This window comes from Marinobacter persicus (assembly GCF_002934325.1).
Classification (GTDB): Bacteria; Pseudomonadota; Gammaproteobacteria; order Pseudomonadales; family Oleiphilaceae; genus Marinobacter; species Marinobacter persicus_A.
Genome location: NZ_PTIV01000020.1, coordinates 41,604 through 57,140, shown reverse-complemented (window position 1 = coordinate 57,140; position 15,537 = coordinate 41,604). Strand labels below are relative to the sequence as shown.

13 protein-coding genes are annotated in these 15,537 nt (G+C 60.9%); 6 read left to right on the top strand and 7 right to left on the bottom strand.

Annotation, left to right across the window (positions count from 1 at the left end; genetic code table 11):
• Positions 1-11: 11 nt before the first annotated feature.
• The 3 genes from ahcY to BY454_RS11185 all read right to left on the bottom strand — a co-directional run bounded on the left by ahcY (position 12) and on the right by BY454_RS11185 (position 4,119).
• Positions 12-1,394 (bottom strand): adenosylhomocysteinase, encoded by a 1,383-nt coding sequence (ahcY, locus tag BY454_RS11195; protein WP_104416624.1) that lies wholly within the window; start codon positions 1,392-1,394, stop codon positions 12-14.
• A gap of 512 nt (positions 1,395-1,906) precedes the next feature.
• Complete coding sequence (gene metK / locus BY454_RS11190; RefSeq protein ID WP_104416623.1) at positions 1,907-3,097, bottom strand: methionine adenosyltransferase; 1,191 nt, start codon at positions 3,095-3,097, stop codon at positions 1,907-1,909.
• 29 nt (positions 3,098-3,126) lie between these two features.
• Positions 3,127-4,119: a metalloregulator ArsR/SmtB family transcription factor gene (locus BY454_RS11185; RefSeq protein ID WP_104416622.1), complete on the bottom strand. Its 993-nt coding sequence runs from the start codon at positions 4,117-4,119 to the stop codon at positions 3,127-3,129.
• A gap of 200 nt (positions 4,120-4,319) precedes the next feature.
• On the opposite strand from BY454_RS11185, the gene tkt reads away from it, so the two are divergent.
• From tkt to BY454_RS11160, 5 genes are all read left to right on the top strand, one after another.
• Positions 4,320-6,320 (top strand): transketolase, encoded by a 2,001-nt coding sequence (gene tkt / locus BY454_RS11180; RefSeq protein ID WP_104416621.1) that lies wholly within the window; start codon positions 4,320-4,322, stop codon positions 6,318-6,320.
• A complete protein-coding gene (gap, locus tag BY454_RS11175) occupies positions 6,320-7,351 on the top strand; it encodes a type I glyceraldehyde-3-phosphate dehydrogenase (RefSeq protein ID WP_104416620.1) in 1,032 nt (343 codons plus the stop codon). The genes tkt and gap overlap by 1 nt, the downstream gene beginning before the upstream one ends.
• Positions 7,352-7,399: 48 nt before the next feature.
• Positions 7,400-8,560, top strand: a complete 1,161-nt coding sequence (locus BY454_RS11170) for a phosphoglycerate kinase (RefSeq protein WP_104416619.1) — start codon at positions 7,400-7,402, stop codon at positions 8,558-8,560.
• Positions 8,561-8,782: 222 nt separating this feature from the next.
• Complete coding sequence (gene fba / locus BY454_RS11165; protein WP_104416618.1) at positions 8,783-9,847, top strand: class II fructose-bisphosphate aldolase; 1,065 nt, start codon at positions 8,783-8,785, stop codon at positions 9,845-9,847.
• A gap of 121 nt (positions 9,848-9,968) precedes the next feature.
• Positions 9,969-10,622 carry a glutathione S-transferase gene (locus tag BY454_RS11160; protein ID WP_258075633.1) on the top strand — a complete coding sequence of 218 codons (654 nt, stop codon included), beginning with the start codon at positions 9,969-9,971 and terminating at the stop codon, positions 10,620-10,622.
• A gap of 24 nt (positions 10,623-10,646) precedes the next feature.
• On the opposite strand, the gene BY454_RS11155 is transcribed toward BY454_RS11160, so the two are convergent.
• The 4 genes from BY454_RS11155 to BY454_RS11140 are packed head-to-tail and all read right to left on the bottom strand — an operon-like array spanning position 10,647 to position 14,363.
• A complete protein-coding gene (locus BY454_RS11155) occupies positions 10,647-11,270 on the bottom strand; it encodes a DUF2894 domain-containing protein (RefSeq protein WP_104416616.1) in 624 nt (207 codons plus the stop codon).
• Positions 11,270-11,926 (bottom strand): OmpA family protein, encoded by a 657-nt coding sequence (locus BY454_RS11150; protein ID WP_104416615.1) that lies wholly within the window; start codon positions 11,924-11,926, stop codon positions 11,270-11,272. Before BY454_RS11150 ends, BY454_RS11155 begins: the two co-directional genes overlap by 1 nt.
• Positions 11,926-13,662 (bottom strand): DUF802 domain-containing protein, encoded by a 1,737-nt coding sequence (locus BY454_RS11145; protein WP_374953551.1) that lies wholly within the window; start codon positions 13,660-13,662, stop codon positions 11,926-11,928. The genes BY454_RS11150 and BY454_RS11145 overlap by 1 nt, the downstream gene beginning before the upstream one ends.
• A gap of 44 nt (positions 13,663-13,706) precedes the next feature.
• Positions 13,707-14,363: a DUF3348 family protein gene (locus BY454_RS11140; protein ID WP_104416613.1), complete on the bottom strand. Its 657-nt coding sequence runs from the start codon at positions 14,361-14,363 to the stop codon at positions 13,707-13,709.
• Positions 14,364-14,559: 196 nt separating this feature from the next.
• Here BY454_RS11140 and BY454_RS11135 point away from each other — a divergent pair, with 196 nt between their 5' ends.
• Complete coding sequence (locus BY454_RS11135) at positions 14,560-15,534, top strand: DnaJ C-terminal domain-containing protein (RefSeq protein ID WP_104416612.1); 975 nt, start codon at positions 14,560-14,562, stop codon at positions 15,532-15,534.
• Positions 15,535-15,537 lie beyond the last annotated feature (3 nt).

Genomic DNA, 15,537 nt, shown 5'->3' with positions numbered 1-15,537 from the left:
GGTGCTTCCGTTTAGTACCTGTAGGTTTCCGGCTTGTACGGGCCTTCGACCGGCACGCCGATGTATTGCGCCTGCTCCGGGGTCATCTTGGTGATCACGCCACCAAAGCCCTCGACCATGGCCCGGGCCACTTCTTCGTCCAGCTGCTTGGGCAGCACCTGGACGTAAACGCCCTTGGCCTTGGAATCTTCCGGCAGGTCGCCGAACTTGCGCTCGAACAGGTACATCTGCGCCAGCACCTGGTTGGCAAAGGAACCGTCCATGATGCGGGACGGGTGACCCGTGGCGTTGCCCAGGTTCACCAGGCGGCCTTCGGACAGCAGGATCAGGTGGTCGTTGGCGGCCTTGTCACGGTAGATCACGTGGACCTGCGGCTTGACCTCGTCCCACTCCCAGTTCTTGCGCATGAAGGCGGTGTCGATTTCATTGTCGAAGTGACCGATGTTGCACACCACGGCGCCGCTCTTCAGGGCTTTGAGCATGTTGGCGTCGCACACGTTCACGTTACCGGTGGTGGTCACCAGCAGATCGGTGCTGCCCAGCAGCTCGGTGTTGATGCCCTGTTCGGTGCCGGTGTTGATACCGTCAATATACGGGGACACGACTTCAAAGCCGTCCATGCAAGCCTGCATGGCGCAGATCGGGTCAGCTTCGGTGACCTTCACGATCATGCCTTCCTGGCGCAGGGACAGGGCAGAGCCCTTGCCTACGTCACCGTAACCAATCACCAGGGCCTTCTTGCCGGACATCAGGTGGTCGGTGGCACGCTTGATGGCGTCGTTCAGGCTGTGGCGACAACCATACTTGTTGTCGTTCTTGGACTTGGTGACTGAGTCATTCACGTTGATGGCCGGCACCTTCAGGGTGGCATCGCGCAGCATTTCCTGCAGGCGGTGCACGCCGGTGGTGGTCTCTTCGGTCACGCCGTGGCAGTTGTTCAGGATGGCCGGGTATTCGTTGTGCAGCAGCTCGGTCAGGTCGCCGCCGTCGTCCAGGATCATGTTCGGCTCCCAGCCGTCCACATCCGCGCCGACAGTCTTGTGCAGGCACCATTCGTACTCTTCTTCGGTCTCACCTTTCCAGGCAAACACGGGAATGCCCTGGGCGGCGATGGCGGCGGCCGCCTGGTCCTGGGTGGAGAAGATGTTGCACGAAGACCAGCGAACGCTCGCGCCCAGCTCAATCAAGGTTTCGATCAGCACGGCGGTCTGGATGGTCATGTGGATGCAGCCCATGATGTTGGCGCCTTTCAGCGGCTGCTCGGCCTTGTACTTCTCGCGCAGGGCCATCAGGGCCGGCATTTCGCCCTCGGCAATCTTGATTTCCTTGCGGCCCCAGTCGGCGAGTTCGATATCGCGGACTTTGTAGTCGTCGAAGTTGTTCGGAGTGCTCATGGTGTTCTCCTGTTAGCCTTTTTCTGCGGTCCCGGAACCAGTTTTGGGTACCGCTTGTATGGGTGTCGGCGGAGATGGGGAACGTCTTTCGCGGAACCGCTACAAGCACCCCTTCGGGGTCCGGCCAGCAATCATAGATTGCTGTCGTTCGGCTGCGCATGAAGCTCCGCTTCATAAACGCTTGCCTCACCCCTGTGCGCTTCTCTCAGGCCATCCATGGCCTTCGAAATTCCGCGAAAGACGTTCCCCATCTCCTCATTCAAACTGTTGGCGCTTGCCATCTCCGGTACGCCGGAATACTTGATGTAGCCTTGTTACTTAAATCGACGGCTGTTTTTAATTCGATAAGCCCTCACCACTTGTTCTGAAGCGGTGGTGAGGTAAGTCTTTTGGGGACTGTTGAGGGCCATGGACGGCCCGAAACAAGCGCACATGGATGTGCTTGTAGCGTGTCCCCGAAAGACTTACCTCGGCGCCGCTACCCTCCATAAAGGTAGCGGGCCGGGCCAGAGTCAAACTCCAGCAGCGTCTTTCAGCGCGGCCGCGCGATCCGTCTTTTCCCATGGGAACGCGGTAAAGGTGTCGTTACCCACGGTCATCTCGAACGGGTCACGGCCGAAGTGGCCGTAGGCCGCAGTCTGACGGTACATCGGGTGCAGCAGGTCGAGCATGTTGGTGATCGCGTACGGGCGCAGGTCGAAGTTGTCGCGAACCAATTGGACGATTTTCTCGTCGCTGATCTTGCCGGTGCCGAAGGTATTCAGGGAAATCGAGGTGGGCTGGGCCACGCCGATGGCGTAGGACACCTGGATTTCGCACTTGTCGGCCAGACCGGCGGCGACGATGTTCTTGGCCACGTAGCGGCCGGCGTAGGCCGCGGAACGGTCCACCTTGGACGGGTCCTTGCCGGAGAACGCGCCGCCACCGTGGCGCGCCATGCCGCCGTAGGTGTCGACGATGATCTTGCGGCCGGTCAGGCCACAATCGCCAACGGGGCCGCCGATCACGAACTTGCCGGTCGGGTTGATGTGGAACTGGGTGTCCTTGTGCAGCAGTTCGGCCGGCAGGGCGTGCTTGACGATCAGCTCCATCACCGCTTCTTTCAGGTCTTCCTGGGTCACGTCTTCGTCGTGCTGGGTGGACAGTACCACCGCGTCGATGCCTGCAACCTTGCCGTTTTCATAGCGGCAGGTGACCTGGCTCTTGGCGTCCGGGCGCAGCCACGGCAGCAGGCCGCTCTTGCGGGCCTCGGCCTGGCGCTGCACCAGACGGTGCGAGAAGTTGATCGGGGCCGGCATCAGTACGTCGGTTTCGTTGCTGGCAAAGCCGAACATCAGGCCCTGATCGCCCGCACCCTGATCTTCCGGCTTCTGGCGGTCAACGCCCTGGGCAATATCAACAGACTGCTTGCCGATGATGTTGATCACGCCGCAAGTGTCGCCGTCGTAGCCCACGTCTGAGGAGGTGTAGCCGATGTCCTTGATCACGCCGCGCACCAGGTCTTCCAGGTCGACCCAGGCGTTAGTGGTGATCTCACCGCCAACGATGGCCACGCCGGTTTTAACCATGGTTTCACAGGCTACGCGGGCGTGCTTGTCTTCGGTCAGGATGGCGTCCAGAACCGCGTCAGAAATCTGGTCAGCCAGTTTGTCCGGATGGCCTTCGGAGACCGATTCGGAAGTAAAAATGCTGTAGTCAGACATAGGTTTGCTCCTCGTTGAGCGTTTGCAATCTATTGTTGTTTCCAGAATTCCCGGACCTGCACCTGAAAGCCGTTGCGCAGGCCGATAAAAAGTTGTTCTCCGGCTTCCAGGCCCGCGTCCGCCGCCCAGGCGGTCAGTTCCTCGGGTTCGAAGCCCAGCCACAGGTCGCCGCAGTTGTCCTTGGCCCAGTCCTGATCGTGGCTGCACAGGTCGCTGACAATGAAGCAGCCACCAGAATTCATCAGCGCCGCCGCATCCAGAAAAATGTCGGCGGGGCTGGGTACGTGGTGCAACACCATGTTGGCGACGATCAGATCGAAGGTTTGGCCGTTTGCCAGAACGGTGTCGGTGACTCCCTCGATCAATCCCACGTTATTCAGCCCTGTCGCCTGACAGGTGGCAGAGGCCTTGGCCAGCATGTCCTGGCTATTGTCCACCGCGACCACCTGCTCAAACAGCTCTGCCAACACCGGCAGGAAGCCACCTTCACCCGGGCCGATTTCCAGCACGCTCTGCCAGTGTTCGCGGGCGTGACGCTTGCGGATCAGATCGGCGGTTGGCTCCGCGTACAGATCGAAAGCTGCGATCAACTCCTGTTGTTCCCGAAATTGCTCAGCGTGCCGGGCGAAGAAGGCCCGGGATTGTTCCGCCCGCTGTTCCCGGATGGACTCGATGTTGGCTTCCAGCTGAACGGGCAGCGGCGCCCGGTCCACGGTTTCGAAAATCTGGCGGATGGCCAGGTCTGTCAGCTTGTCGGTGTTCAGGTTCAGCGGCCGGCGATAGAAAATGGCGTTGCCTTCGCGCTGCGGCTCCAGCAGTCCCGCCTTGTGCATCACCTTTAAATGGTGGCTCATGCCGGACTGGCGCATATCAAACAGCTGGCTCAGTTCCAGTACCCCGAAGGTGTCCCGGCGCAGCACGCGCAGAATCTCCAAGCGCAGCGGGTCTCCGCTCGCCTTGAAGATCGGTGCCAAGTCGTCCACGGAGGACGAAGCAGGTTCGGTAGTGCTGGTTGATGTCATAGAGCGCAGTTTAGGAGGCTTGGTTTGGTTATTCAATATCCATATCAAAATTTTTTGATATAGATTTATGGCGTTGGCATTTGCCCCCGCATACCCTAATCAGCGAAAATACGCGCTTTATTTTTGACCAGCTAAACAGAGGTGCATCCAAGCCCCTCTGAAAAGTCATTTTTTTCCTGAAAACCACTGGAGAATAGTCAATGCCGTCCCGTAAAGATCTCGCCAACGCCATTCGCGCGCTGAGCATGGATGCGGTTCAGAAAGCCAAATCCGGCCACCCGGGTGCGCCCATGGGCATGGCGGATATCGCCGAGGTGCTGTGGAACGATTACCTGAGCCACAACCCGGCCAACCCGCACTGGGCTAACCGCGATCGCTTCGTGCTGTCCAATGGTCATGGCTCCATGCTGCAGTATTCCCTGCTGCACCTGAGCGGGTACGACGTTAGCATTGACGACATCAAGAACTTCCGTCAGCTGCACTCCAAAACTCCGGGCCACCCGGAATACGGCTATACGCCGGGCGTTGAGACCACCACCGGCCCGCTGGGTCAGGGCATTGCCAACGCCGTTGGCTTCGCCGTGGCGGAAAAAGCGATGGCCGCCCAGTTCAACCGTCCGGGCCACGAGATTGTGGACCACTACACCTACGCGTTCCTGGGCGATGGCTGCCTGATGGAAGGCATCTCCCACGAAGTGGCCTCCCTGGCTGGCACTCTGGGCCTGGGCAAGCTGATCTTCTTCTATGACGACAACGGCATCTCCATCGACGGTGAAGTGGACGGCTGGTTCACCGACGACACGCCCAAGCGTTTCGAGTCCTACGGCTGGCAGGTGATCCCGGCGGTTGACGGCCACGATCCGGAAGCCGTGCGTGCAGCCATCGAGGCTGGTCGCGCCAACACGGAGCAGCCCACCATCATCTGCTGCAAGACCATCATTGGTTTTGGTTCCCCCAACAAGCAGGGTACCGAATCCTGCCACGGCGCGGCACTGGGTGAAGACGAAGTACAGCTGACCCGTGAACAGCTGGGCTGGGAATACGGTCCGTTCGAAGTGCCTTCTGAAATCTACGCCGGCTGGGACGCGAAAGAAAAAGGCGCCGCCGCGCAAAGCGCCTGGGAAGCCAAGCTGGCTGCCTACGAGGAAGCCGAGCCGGAACTGGCTGCCGAGTTCAAGCGTCGCATGAGCGGTGAGCTGCCGGCGGACTTCTCCGAGAAGGCGCAGGCCTATATCCAGGAGTGCCAGGACAAGGGCGAGACCGTAGCTTCGCGTAAGGCTTCCCAGAATACCCTGAACGCCTACGGCCCGCTGCTTCCGGAACTGATGGGCGGCTCCGCCGATTTGGCCGGCTCCAACCTGACCATCTGGTCCGGCTGCAAGGGCCTGAGCAAAGACGACGCCTCCGGCAACTACATCTACTACGGCGTGCGCGAATTCGGCATGGCCGCGATCATGAACGGCATCGCCCTGCACGGTGGCCTGGTGCCTTACGGCGCCACCTTCCTGATCTTCATGGAATACTGCCGCAACGCCGTACGCATGGCCGCGCTGATGAAGCAGCGTTCCATCTTCGTGTTCACCCACGACTCCATCGGCCTGGGCGAAGACGGTCCCACGCACCAGCCCATCGAACAGCTGGCCAGCCTGCGCACCACGCCGAACATGAGCACCTGGCGCCCGGCCGATACCGTGGAAACCGCCGTGGCCTGGAAATCTGCCCTGGAACGCACCGACGGCCCGACCGCCATGGTCTATTCCCGTCAGGGCCTGCCGCACCAGCAGCGTGACGCCGAGCAGCTGGCCAACGTGGCCAAGGGTGGTTATATCCTGTCTGACAGCGAAGGCATGCCCGAGCTGATCCTGATCGCCACCGGTGGCGAAGTAGGCCTGGCTCAAGACGCTGCCGCCAAGCTGCGGGAGCAGGGCAAAGCCGTCCGTGTTGTTTCCATGCCATCCACTGACGTGTTCGACGCCCAGAGCGCCGAGTACAAGCAGCAGGTGCTGCCGCTGGAAGTCACCAGCCGCATCGCCGTGGAAGCGGGCATTGCCGACTACTGGTACAAGTACGTGGGCCTCGACGGCCGGGTGGTGGGCATGACCACCTTCGGCGAATCCGCTCCGGCCGGTGAGCTGTTCAAGGAATTCGGCTTTACCGTCGACAACATCCTGGAAGTGGCCGACGAACTGCTGGACGCCTGATGAACCGAGCCAAGCCTTTTCGAGTTGCCATCAACGGCTATGGGCGTATCGGCCAGTGCGTGTTGCGGGCACTCTATGAAAACGGCTATCGCGACCATCTACAAGTGGTCGCGATCAACGAACTTTCCGACATCGACACCATCGCCCACCTGACCCGCTACGACTCCACCCACGGGCGGTTCCAGGGCGAAGTGTCGGTGGACGGCAGCGATCTGGTGGTAAACGGCGATCACATCCGCGTGCTGCGCCACGCGGACCCGGAAGATTTGCCCTGGGGCCTGCTGGACGTGGACCTGGTGCTGGAGTGCTCCGGCTCCTTTTCCGATCGAGCCATGGCCGAGAAACATCTGGACTCCGGCGCCAAACGCCTGCTGTTCTCCCAGCCGGCCGAATCCGACGTGGACCGTACCGTGGTCTTCGGTGTCAACGAAGCCGACCTGGACGCCTCGGACCGCATCGTGGCCGCCGCTTCCTGCACCACCAACTGCCTGGTGCCAGTCATTCACGAACTGGACCGGGCCTTTGGCGTCGAGCAGGGCAGCACCACCACCATCCACGCCGCCATGAACGACCAGCCGGTGATCGATGCCTACCACCACCAGGACCTGCGCCGAACCCGCAGCGCCCTGCACAACATCGTGCCGGTGGACACCGGCCTGGCACGGGGCATCGAACGCCTGCTGCCGGCGATGAAAGGCAAATTCAGCTCCGTGGCCATGCGCGTGCCCACGCTGAACGTGTCTGCCATCGACATGGTGGTCAATGTGCGCGAAAGCACCGACGTGACTTCGGTGAATAGCTTGCTACAACAGGCGGCGCACGGATCGTTGAAAGGCATACTCGGTTATACCGACGAACTACTGGCCAGCTCAGACTTCAACCACGATGCCCATTCCGGCGTGGTCGACGGCGGCCAGACACGAGTGACCGGCGGCACCATGGTGAAAGTGCTGTGCTGGTTCGATAATGAATGGGGATTTGCCAACCGGATGCTGGATGTGAGCCGGTGTTGGCTGGGGAAGACACAGTAGCCCCTCTCCCGGATTTTCCTGACAATTTCAAATAACGGAACTGCGATTATGGCCATCAAAAAAATGACCGACCTGGACCTCGCTGGCAAGCGGGTTCTCATCCGTGAAGACCTGAACGTGCCGGTAAAAGACGGCAAAGTGTCCAGCGACGCCCGCATCCGCGCCTCGCTGCCAACCATCAAGGCGGCCAAAGACGCCGGCGCCAAAGTCATGCTGATGTCCCACCTCGGTCGCCCGGAAGAAGGCGTTTACGACGAAGCCTCCTCCATGAAACCCGTGGCCGAACACCTCTCCGGCCTGCTGGGCCAGGAAGTGCGCCTGATCAAAGACTACCTGGATGGCGTTGAAGTCGCCGACGGCGAAGTCGTGTTGTTCGAAAACGTCCGCTTCAACAAGGGCGAAAAGAAAGACAACGAAGATCTGTCCAAACAGTACGCCGCCCTGTGTGACGTGTATGTGATGGACGCCTTCGGCACCGCCCACCGCGCCCAGGCTTCCACCCACGGTGTCGCCAAGTTCGCCCCCGAAGCCTGCGCCGGCCCGCTGCTGGCCGCCGAACTCGACGCTTTGGGCAAGGCCCTCGACAACCCGGCCAAGCCGGTCGTGGCTATCGTTGGTGGCTCCAAGGTCTCCACCAAGCTGGATGTGCTCAACGCCCTGGAAAAAGTCTGTGACCAGATCATCGTGGGTGGCGGCATCGCCAACACCTTCCTGGCTGCCGCCGGCCACCCGGTGGGCAAATCCCTGTGCGAGCACGACCTGATCGACACCGCTAAAGACATCGCCAGCCGCGTCGAAATCCCGCTGCCGGTAGACGTGGTGGTCGCCCCGGAATTCGCCGAAACCGCCACCGCCACCACCAAGAACATCTCCGACGTCTCCGACGACGACATGATCCTGGACGTGGGCCCCGAAACCGCCGGTCAGTTTGCCGAATTGCTGAAAAACGCCAAGACTATCCTGTGGAACGGTCCGGTGGGCGTGTTTGAATTCGACCAGTTCGGCAGCGGCACCAAAGCCCTCGCCGAGGCCATCGCCGAAAGCGACGCATTCTCCCTGGCCGGCGGCGGTGACACCGTGGCTGCCGTTGACAAATACGGTGTAGCTGACAAGATTTCCTATATCTCCACCGGTGGCGGCGCCTTCCTGGAATTCGTGGAAGGCAAAACCCTGCCAGCGGTAGCTGTACTGGAAGAACGCGGAAACTAAGGGGATTGCCGCCCAAAAACGTCGGCGGCAAACCATAAAAGCCAGAATCGCAAAGAGGGAGGGGGAACGGTTTCGCGGAATTTCGAAGGCCATGGATGGCCTGAGAGAAGCGCACATGGATGTGCTAGTAGCGGTTCCGCGAAACCGTTCCCCCTCCCTCTGCAGCAGACTCCGACAATCCGGTCTGCCCCCAAACATCTTAGAGAACGAAGGAGAAAACCCATGGCCCTGATATCGCTGCGGCAACTACTCGACCACGCCGCCGAGCATGGTTACGGTGTACCCGCCTTTAACGTCAACAACCTGGAACAAATGCGCGCCATCATGGAAGCCGCCGACAAAACCGACTCCCCGGTGATTGTCCAGGCCTCCGCCGGTGCCCGCAAATACGCCGGCGCGCCGTTCCTGCGCCACCTTATCCTGTCCGCCATCGAAGAATGGCCGCACATTCCCGTGGTTATGCACCAGGACCACGGCACCAGCCCCGGCGTTTGCCAGCGTTCTATCCAGCTGGGCTTCAGTTCCGTCATGATGGACGGCTCCCTGGGTGAAGATGGTAAAACCCCGACCAGCTACGAATACAACGTCGACGTCACCCGTCGCGCCGTGGAAATGGCGCACTCCTGTGGCGTTTCCGTCGAAGGCGAGCTGGGCTGCCTGGGCTCCCTGGAAACCGGCCAGGCCGGCGAAGAAGACGGCGTTGGTGCCGAAGGCACACTGGATCACAGCCAGATGCTGACCGATCCGGAAGAAGCGGCCGACTTCGTCAAGAAAACCCAGGTTGACGCGCTTGCCATCGCCATCGGCACCAGCCACGGCGCCTACAAGTTCACCCGTCCGCCGACAGGTGACATCCTGGCCATCGACCAGATCAAAGCCATCCATGCCCGCATTCCGGACACCCATCTGGTCATGCACGGCTCCAGCTCCGTGCCCCAGGATTGGCTGAAGATCATCAACGAATACGGTGGCGAGATCCCGGAAACCTACGGCGTGCCCGTTGAGGAAATCGTGGAAGGCATCAAGCACGGCGTGCGTAAGGTGAACATTGACACCGATCTGCGCCTCGCTTCTACCGGTGCGATCCGTCGCTTCCTGGCGGAAAACCCGGCCGAGTTCGATCCGCGCAAATACCTGAAAGCCTCCATGAAGGCCATGACGGATCTGTGCATTGCCCGTTATGAGGCATTCGGTACAGCTGGCAACGCCAGCAAGATTAAGCCGATCAACCTCGAAGGCATGTTCGAGCGTTACGCGGCTGGCGAGCTGGACCCGAAGGTCAAGTAAACCTGCTGTTCAGCAGTCCCGGACTCGTGTCCGGGGCTGCAATCTCTCCCTTTCGAAAAGCCTCCCGCATCCGTTTCCCGTTTCAGCTAATTCAGTCAGGAGGTGCGTCATCATCGACTCTCTGCCTCGTTTGTACTCATTCCGTCGCTGCCCCTACGCCATGCGTGCCCGGCTAGGCATCCTGTTTGCCGGTTTGGAAGTGGAGCTGCGGGAAATCGTCCTGAAAAACAAGCCGGCGCAGATGCTTGCCATCAGCCCCAAGGGCACGGTTCCCGTGCTGGAACTCGCCGAAGACCACAATGGCAACCGACCGGTTATCGAGGAAAGCCGGGAAATACTGGAATGGGCCCTGCAGCAGAATGATCCACAGGGTTTGCGGAACGTCGACCTGGCCGGGGCGAACGCCCTGATGGAACGGAACGACACCGAATTCAAACACTGGCTCGATCGCTATAAGTACGCCGATCGTCACCCGGAATTGAGCCAACTGGAATACCGCCAGAAGGGCGAAGTGTTTCTGCAGGAGTTGGAGAATTTGCTGGCCAGTAGCCGGTATCTGCTGGGTGAGGCCGTCAGTATCGCGGATATAGGCATCCTGCCGTTTGTACGTCAGTTCGCGCACGTGGATCGGGAGACGTTTTACGATCTGCCTTATCCGAATCTGCAGCAATGGCTGAGAGAGTGGTTGGAGCATCCGACCTTCAAACAGACCATGGTCAAATACCAACCGTGGCAGGAAGGCGACGACGTGGTGCGGTTTCCCAGCAAACAATAATTCCCTTCCGCGCGCGTTGGCTGGTCAGTTCTTTCTCGCCAGCTGTTCCAGCGCCATCAACGTATCCGCGTAACGGGCAAACCGGTCCAGATACTCCGGTGACAGGCTCTGCATCCTGGCAATGGCCCGACTGACCAGTCGATGGGCGTTCATCGGCCCGGCATCCTCGGGCGTTTGCTCTATGGCGTGACGAATGCGCGCTTTACGCACTTCAGAACCACGATCAGCCTGGGCCCTGGCCATCGCTCTCAATGGTTGCGGGTGTTGAGCTGCCAGCTCGCCGTTGCCCGGCGTGGGCTCATTTTCCGTAGGACCGAAGATCAACTGCTCCAGGGCAGAGCAACGGTTGTCTGTCGGAGCCGATGCCTGAACCTGGTTGAGCTGTTCAGTGAGTACGGCAAGAAGCGAGGGTTTGTCGGTCTCTGCCAGTTGGGGTTCGGGTTCTGGCTGATCGTATCTGGCGTGGTAATCAGAAACCGCCTGTTCCAGTTTCTGCCAATGTACACTTCCCTGAAGTCCTCGGGCCCGCAGGCGCTGCTCCAGTGATTCCAGGTATCGAAAGCGAACGGGGTCCGCCCGATCTGCACAGGTTTCCCGCAGGTGCCTGAGCAGGGATAGATCAGAAGTGGAGGTAATTGCGCCAGGCATCAGTCCCCGGCTCCCACATTGTTTCCGGTGGGCGCATCATCAGGCGCCCGGGGCACGGTGCTGATCTCCACCCGCCGGTTCTTGGCCCGGGATTCGGCATCTTCATTGGGCACCGCCGGCTGGTGCGGGCCGAAGGCGGCGGCAAACACCCGGTCCTCCGGCAGGCCCTTGGCAATCAGCGTGCGGGTCACGGTCAGTGCCCGCTGGGCCGACAAACCCCAGTTATCCTCGTAACGATTGCCGCTGAGCAGGGGCAGGTCGTCGGTGAAACCACTGACCATCAGTAGTTCGTCGTGCTCGGCCAGGTACACCTGCAATGGTTCCACCAGCGAGGCCAGGACTTGCTCGCCGTCCGCCTGCAGGGCGTCGGAATTCAGTTGAAACAGCACGTTGCCACTGATGCCAATGCGCCCGTTGCGGAAAGTCACCAGGCCCTTGGTCACCGGGTCTTCCAGTGCCTGTTCCAAAGCCACCCGGCGCTCCTGCTCGGCTTCGCGCTTGGCTTTCTCCTCAGCGAGGGACTGGCTCAGCTCCAGCTGCAGGCCGATCACCCACACCAGCAGCAGTACCAGAAGACCCACCAGCGCGGCCATCAGGTCCGAGAAAATCGCCCACACCGGGGCGGATTGCTGTTCACCGCCTTCCAGGTGCTCCATCACACGGCCTCGGTTGCCGGTTTGCACAGCGCGGCGGCGGCATCAATCACGTCTTTCTGGGCGCTCACACTCAGGTCAATCACCTCGCGGGCCTGGGCCACGTAGTAGGCCAACTGTTCGTCGTGGCGGGTGCCGGCGTTATCCAGCGCCTTCTGGATATCCGCGAGACTGGCAATGACCTGCTCGTTCGACCGACTGAACTGCTCAATGGCCGTGCCGAAGGCATCGCTCAGGGCGCCCACTTCCTGGCTGCTGCCAGTGAGGTGTTCACCCAGTTGGCCCAGTTGCTGGCTCTGCTCTTCAATCAGCGTATGGAAGCGTTCACCAATACCGCTGAGGGTGTCGCCCGCGCCGTTCACCAGATTATCCACCGCCTGGCGCTGGCTGTTGATCTGCTCCCGCTGGTTGGCCAGCAGGGCATCCAGTTCGCTGACCAGCTGCTTGCGTTCTTCCAGCAGATCGTTATCGCGCTCGCTGTTGCGGGCCATTTCCGCCTGCAACTGGCGGATCACCTCGGCGGCGGCCTTCGGGGTTTCAGACGCGGTTTCAATCAGCCGGGTCATGGGCGCTTCCAGACCTTCACCCAGCTCCCGCAGGTGTTTGGCCGCAGTGGCTTCCAACGCTTCCAGGCGTTGGCTGATGGCGTCGGTCCGGTTGGCTTCCTGCGTTTGCAGTGCTGACAAATGCTCCGCGGTGGTGGCCGTCAGTTGTTCCAGGCCGGTTGTCTGGCTCTCCAGCCACTTGGTCTGCTGGTGCTGTTGTTCGGCCAGGGTTTGTTGCCAGTGTTCGGTGGCTTCCGTCGTGGTGGCCTGGAAACGGTTGGCCAGCTCCGCCAGTTGCTCACCGGCGGCCGACGACCAGTTCCGGTGTTGGGCATCGGCGTCTGCCCGCAACTGGTCCATCGCTTCGCGCACCACGGGCTGAATCTGCTCGGCGGTTTGCCGGGTGCCTGCCTGAACGGCGGCTTCCAGTGAGCGCGCCACCGAGTGGGCAAGTTCCTGGTATTGGGCTTCGACGTTTTTGTGGAAGGCCTGCTGGTTCTGCGTGAGGGACTGCTCCAGTCGTTCGCCCAGCTGCTCCATGCGGGCAGTCATGCGTTCCATGGCAGAGGCCATTTCCGGCAGCGCCCGGGCCTGGCTCTCGATGGCCTGGAAAGCCTGTTCACGCTGGTAGTCGCCGGACAGGTGGCGCAATTTACTGCGCAAGTCGCCATCCAGGCGGCGGGACACATTCACCCGCTCGCGGCGGCTCAGGGTGGAGGCGAGCCCGAGCATGGCAGAGGCGGCCACACCGGCGATGGAAGTGCCGAACGCCAGGCTCAGGCCCGCAATCGGGGCGGCCAGGGCGCTGCGAACGGCGCTCAGCTCGGTGCTGTTGTCCAGCGCGGAAGCCGCGCCGCTGAGGGTGACGATCATGCCGGCAAAGGTGCCCAGCAAACCGAGCATCACCAGCAGGCTGGTCAAATAGGGAGTGAGTTGTGGGCCGGACAGCGCGGCCGAGTGGCCTTCAATGCGACGCTGGATGGGCAGTTGCATGGCTCCGGGCAGGTCGTTGAGCCAGCTGCGCACTTCATCGGTTTTTGACGGCAGGGTGTCCAGGGCCTGGTCCAGTTGCCCGGTGCTGCGGCGAAAGTTCACCAGTTCCCCAAAGCCCAGGCAGTAGACCAGGGCAATCACCCCGGTAAAGGCCAGCGCCAGGGGATCGGAGCCCACAAAGCCGGCGCCGATCCAGGCCACCACGGCCAGGCCGAGGGCAAAGGCAACAACAAAAAACAGTCTGCTCATGAATATTCACTCACTTCGTTATGACAGGCCTCCAGCAACCCCAATATCGGTTCCAGCCGAACGTCCAGTTCGGCGAGCAACAGATTCTGCGCTTCCTGGCAGTAACGGTGGAGCCAGTCATTGTTGTCGGGTGTTGGGCTGTCGGCGTCTTTCAGTGTCTGGAATCGCTGCTCCAGTTCTTTGGGAACGGTGGCGAAACACTGGCTGGTGTAGCTGGCCATGGCGTGGTCGAAAACCGAATCCAGCTCGGCCAGGTGTGCCAGTGCCGGGTTCTGATCTTTCATGGCTTTGCGCACCTTGTCTCGCAGTTGCCGACTGGCGGCGGCCACTTTCCGCTGCACACCGAGCCAGGCATTCTGCAAGGGCTCGAATGTCGGTTCGTCGTCAAAGGTGACGTCACCGGCCCAGTCTTCGATCCGCCGGATCAGAGCCCTGCGGCTGGTCGCCAGTTCTTCGGTCAGTCGCTCGATCACCGCCGGTTGCGGGCTGCCCGGGCACCGTGAGCGCCAGGCGATGGCTGCATCCAGCGTCATGGTGTCGCCCAGACCGAACAGGCGGCCCAGACGCTCAGCAAGACAGGGCAGGTTGCCAATGTCCGGTGAACGGGGCAGTTGCTGTAGAAGCCAGCTTTGCGGTGAATGATTGGTGGTCACAGCGGATGAAATTCCCAACGTTTCTGGAACGCAAAGGCGGCTATTCTACTGGCTATCCCGGGCTAATGATAATGTCGGAAAGGCGGACAGAGGTTCCCGAACCTGCCAGCGGAAAGACGGGCTCCCTTGTAATTTTCCCGGCAGCGTCAAATATAGGTAGACAGAGATTGATATTTGATCACCTGCGAGGAGTGCCATGGACTTCAAGGATTATTACGCCGCCCTGGGGGTGAGCGAATCCGCCACGCCCGAAGAGATCAAGAAGGCCTATCGCAAGCTGGCGCGCAAGTACCACCCGGATGTCAGCAAGGAGGAGAACGCCAGTGACAAGTTCAAGGAAGTCGGTGAAGCCTATGAGGTACTGAAAGACCCCGAAAAACGCGCTGAATACGATCAACTGCGCAAATACGGCGCCCGCGACGATGGCTCCTTCCAGCCGCCCCCGGGCTGGCAGAGCGCTTCGGGCTTTGGTGGCGGCGGTTACACGGAGGCCGACGCCCGGCAATTCAGCGATTTCTTTGAGGAAATCTTTGGCGGCGGCCGGCACGGCGGCTTTTCTGGCACCGGCTTCGGCGGTGGTGGTTTCCGTCAGAACATGCGCATGCGTGGGGAAGATGTACACGCGAAACTGGCCCTGTTCCTGGAAGAGGCCATTAACGGCTGCGAGAAGCAGGTTTCGTTCACCGTTCAGGAGGCCGATCAGCATGGCCGCGTGATGCCGCGCCAGAAAACCCTGAAAGTGAAAATCCCGGCCGGCATGCGCGAAGGCCAGCACATCCGCCTCAAAGGCCAGGGCGCGCCAGGTGTTGGCGGGGGTGAAGCCGGTGACCTGTTCATTGAAGTGGAACTGGCTCCGCACCCGCACTTCACCGTGGAAGGCCGTGATGTCATGCTCACCCTGCCCATTGCCCCCTGGGAGGCCGCGTTGGGTGCTACTGTCACGGCGCCAACGGTGAGTGGCAAGGTGAACGTAAAAGTGCCCAAGGGCTCCACCAGTGGCCGCAAACTTCGGCTCAAGGGCAAGGGCTTCCCCGGCAAACACCCGGGCGACCAGATCATCGTGCTGCAGGTGGCCATGCCGGAGCAGCATAACCCCGAGGCGGAAAAGCTCTACGAGCAGCTGGCCGAGCTTGAGAAGAACTTCAATCCACGTAGCAAACTGCACGTGTGAGGG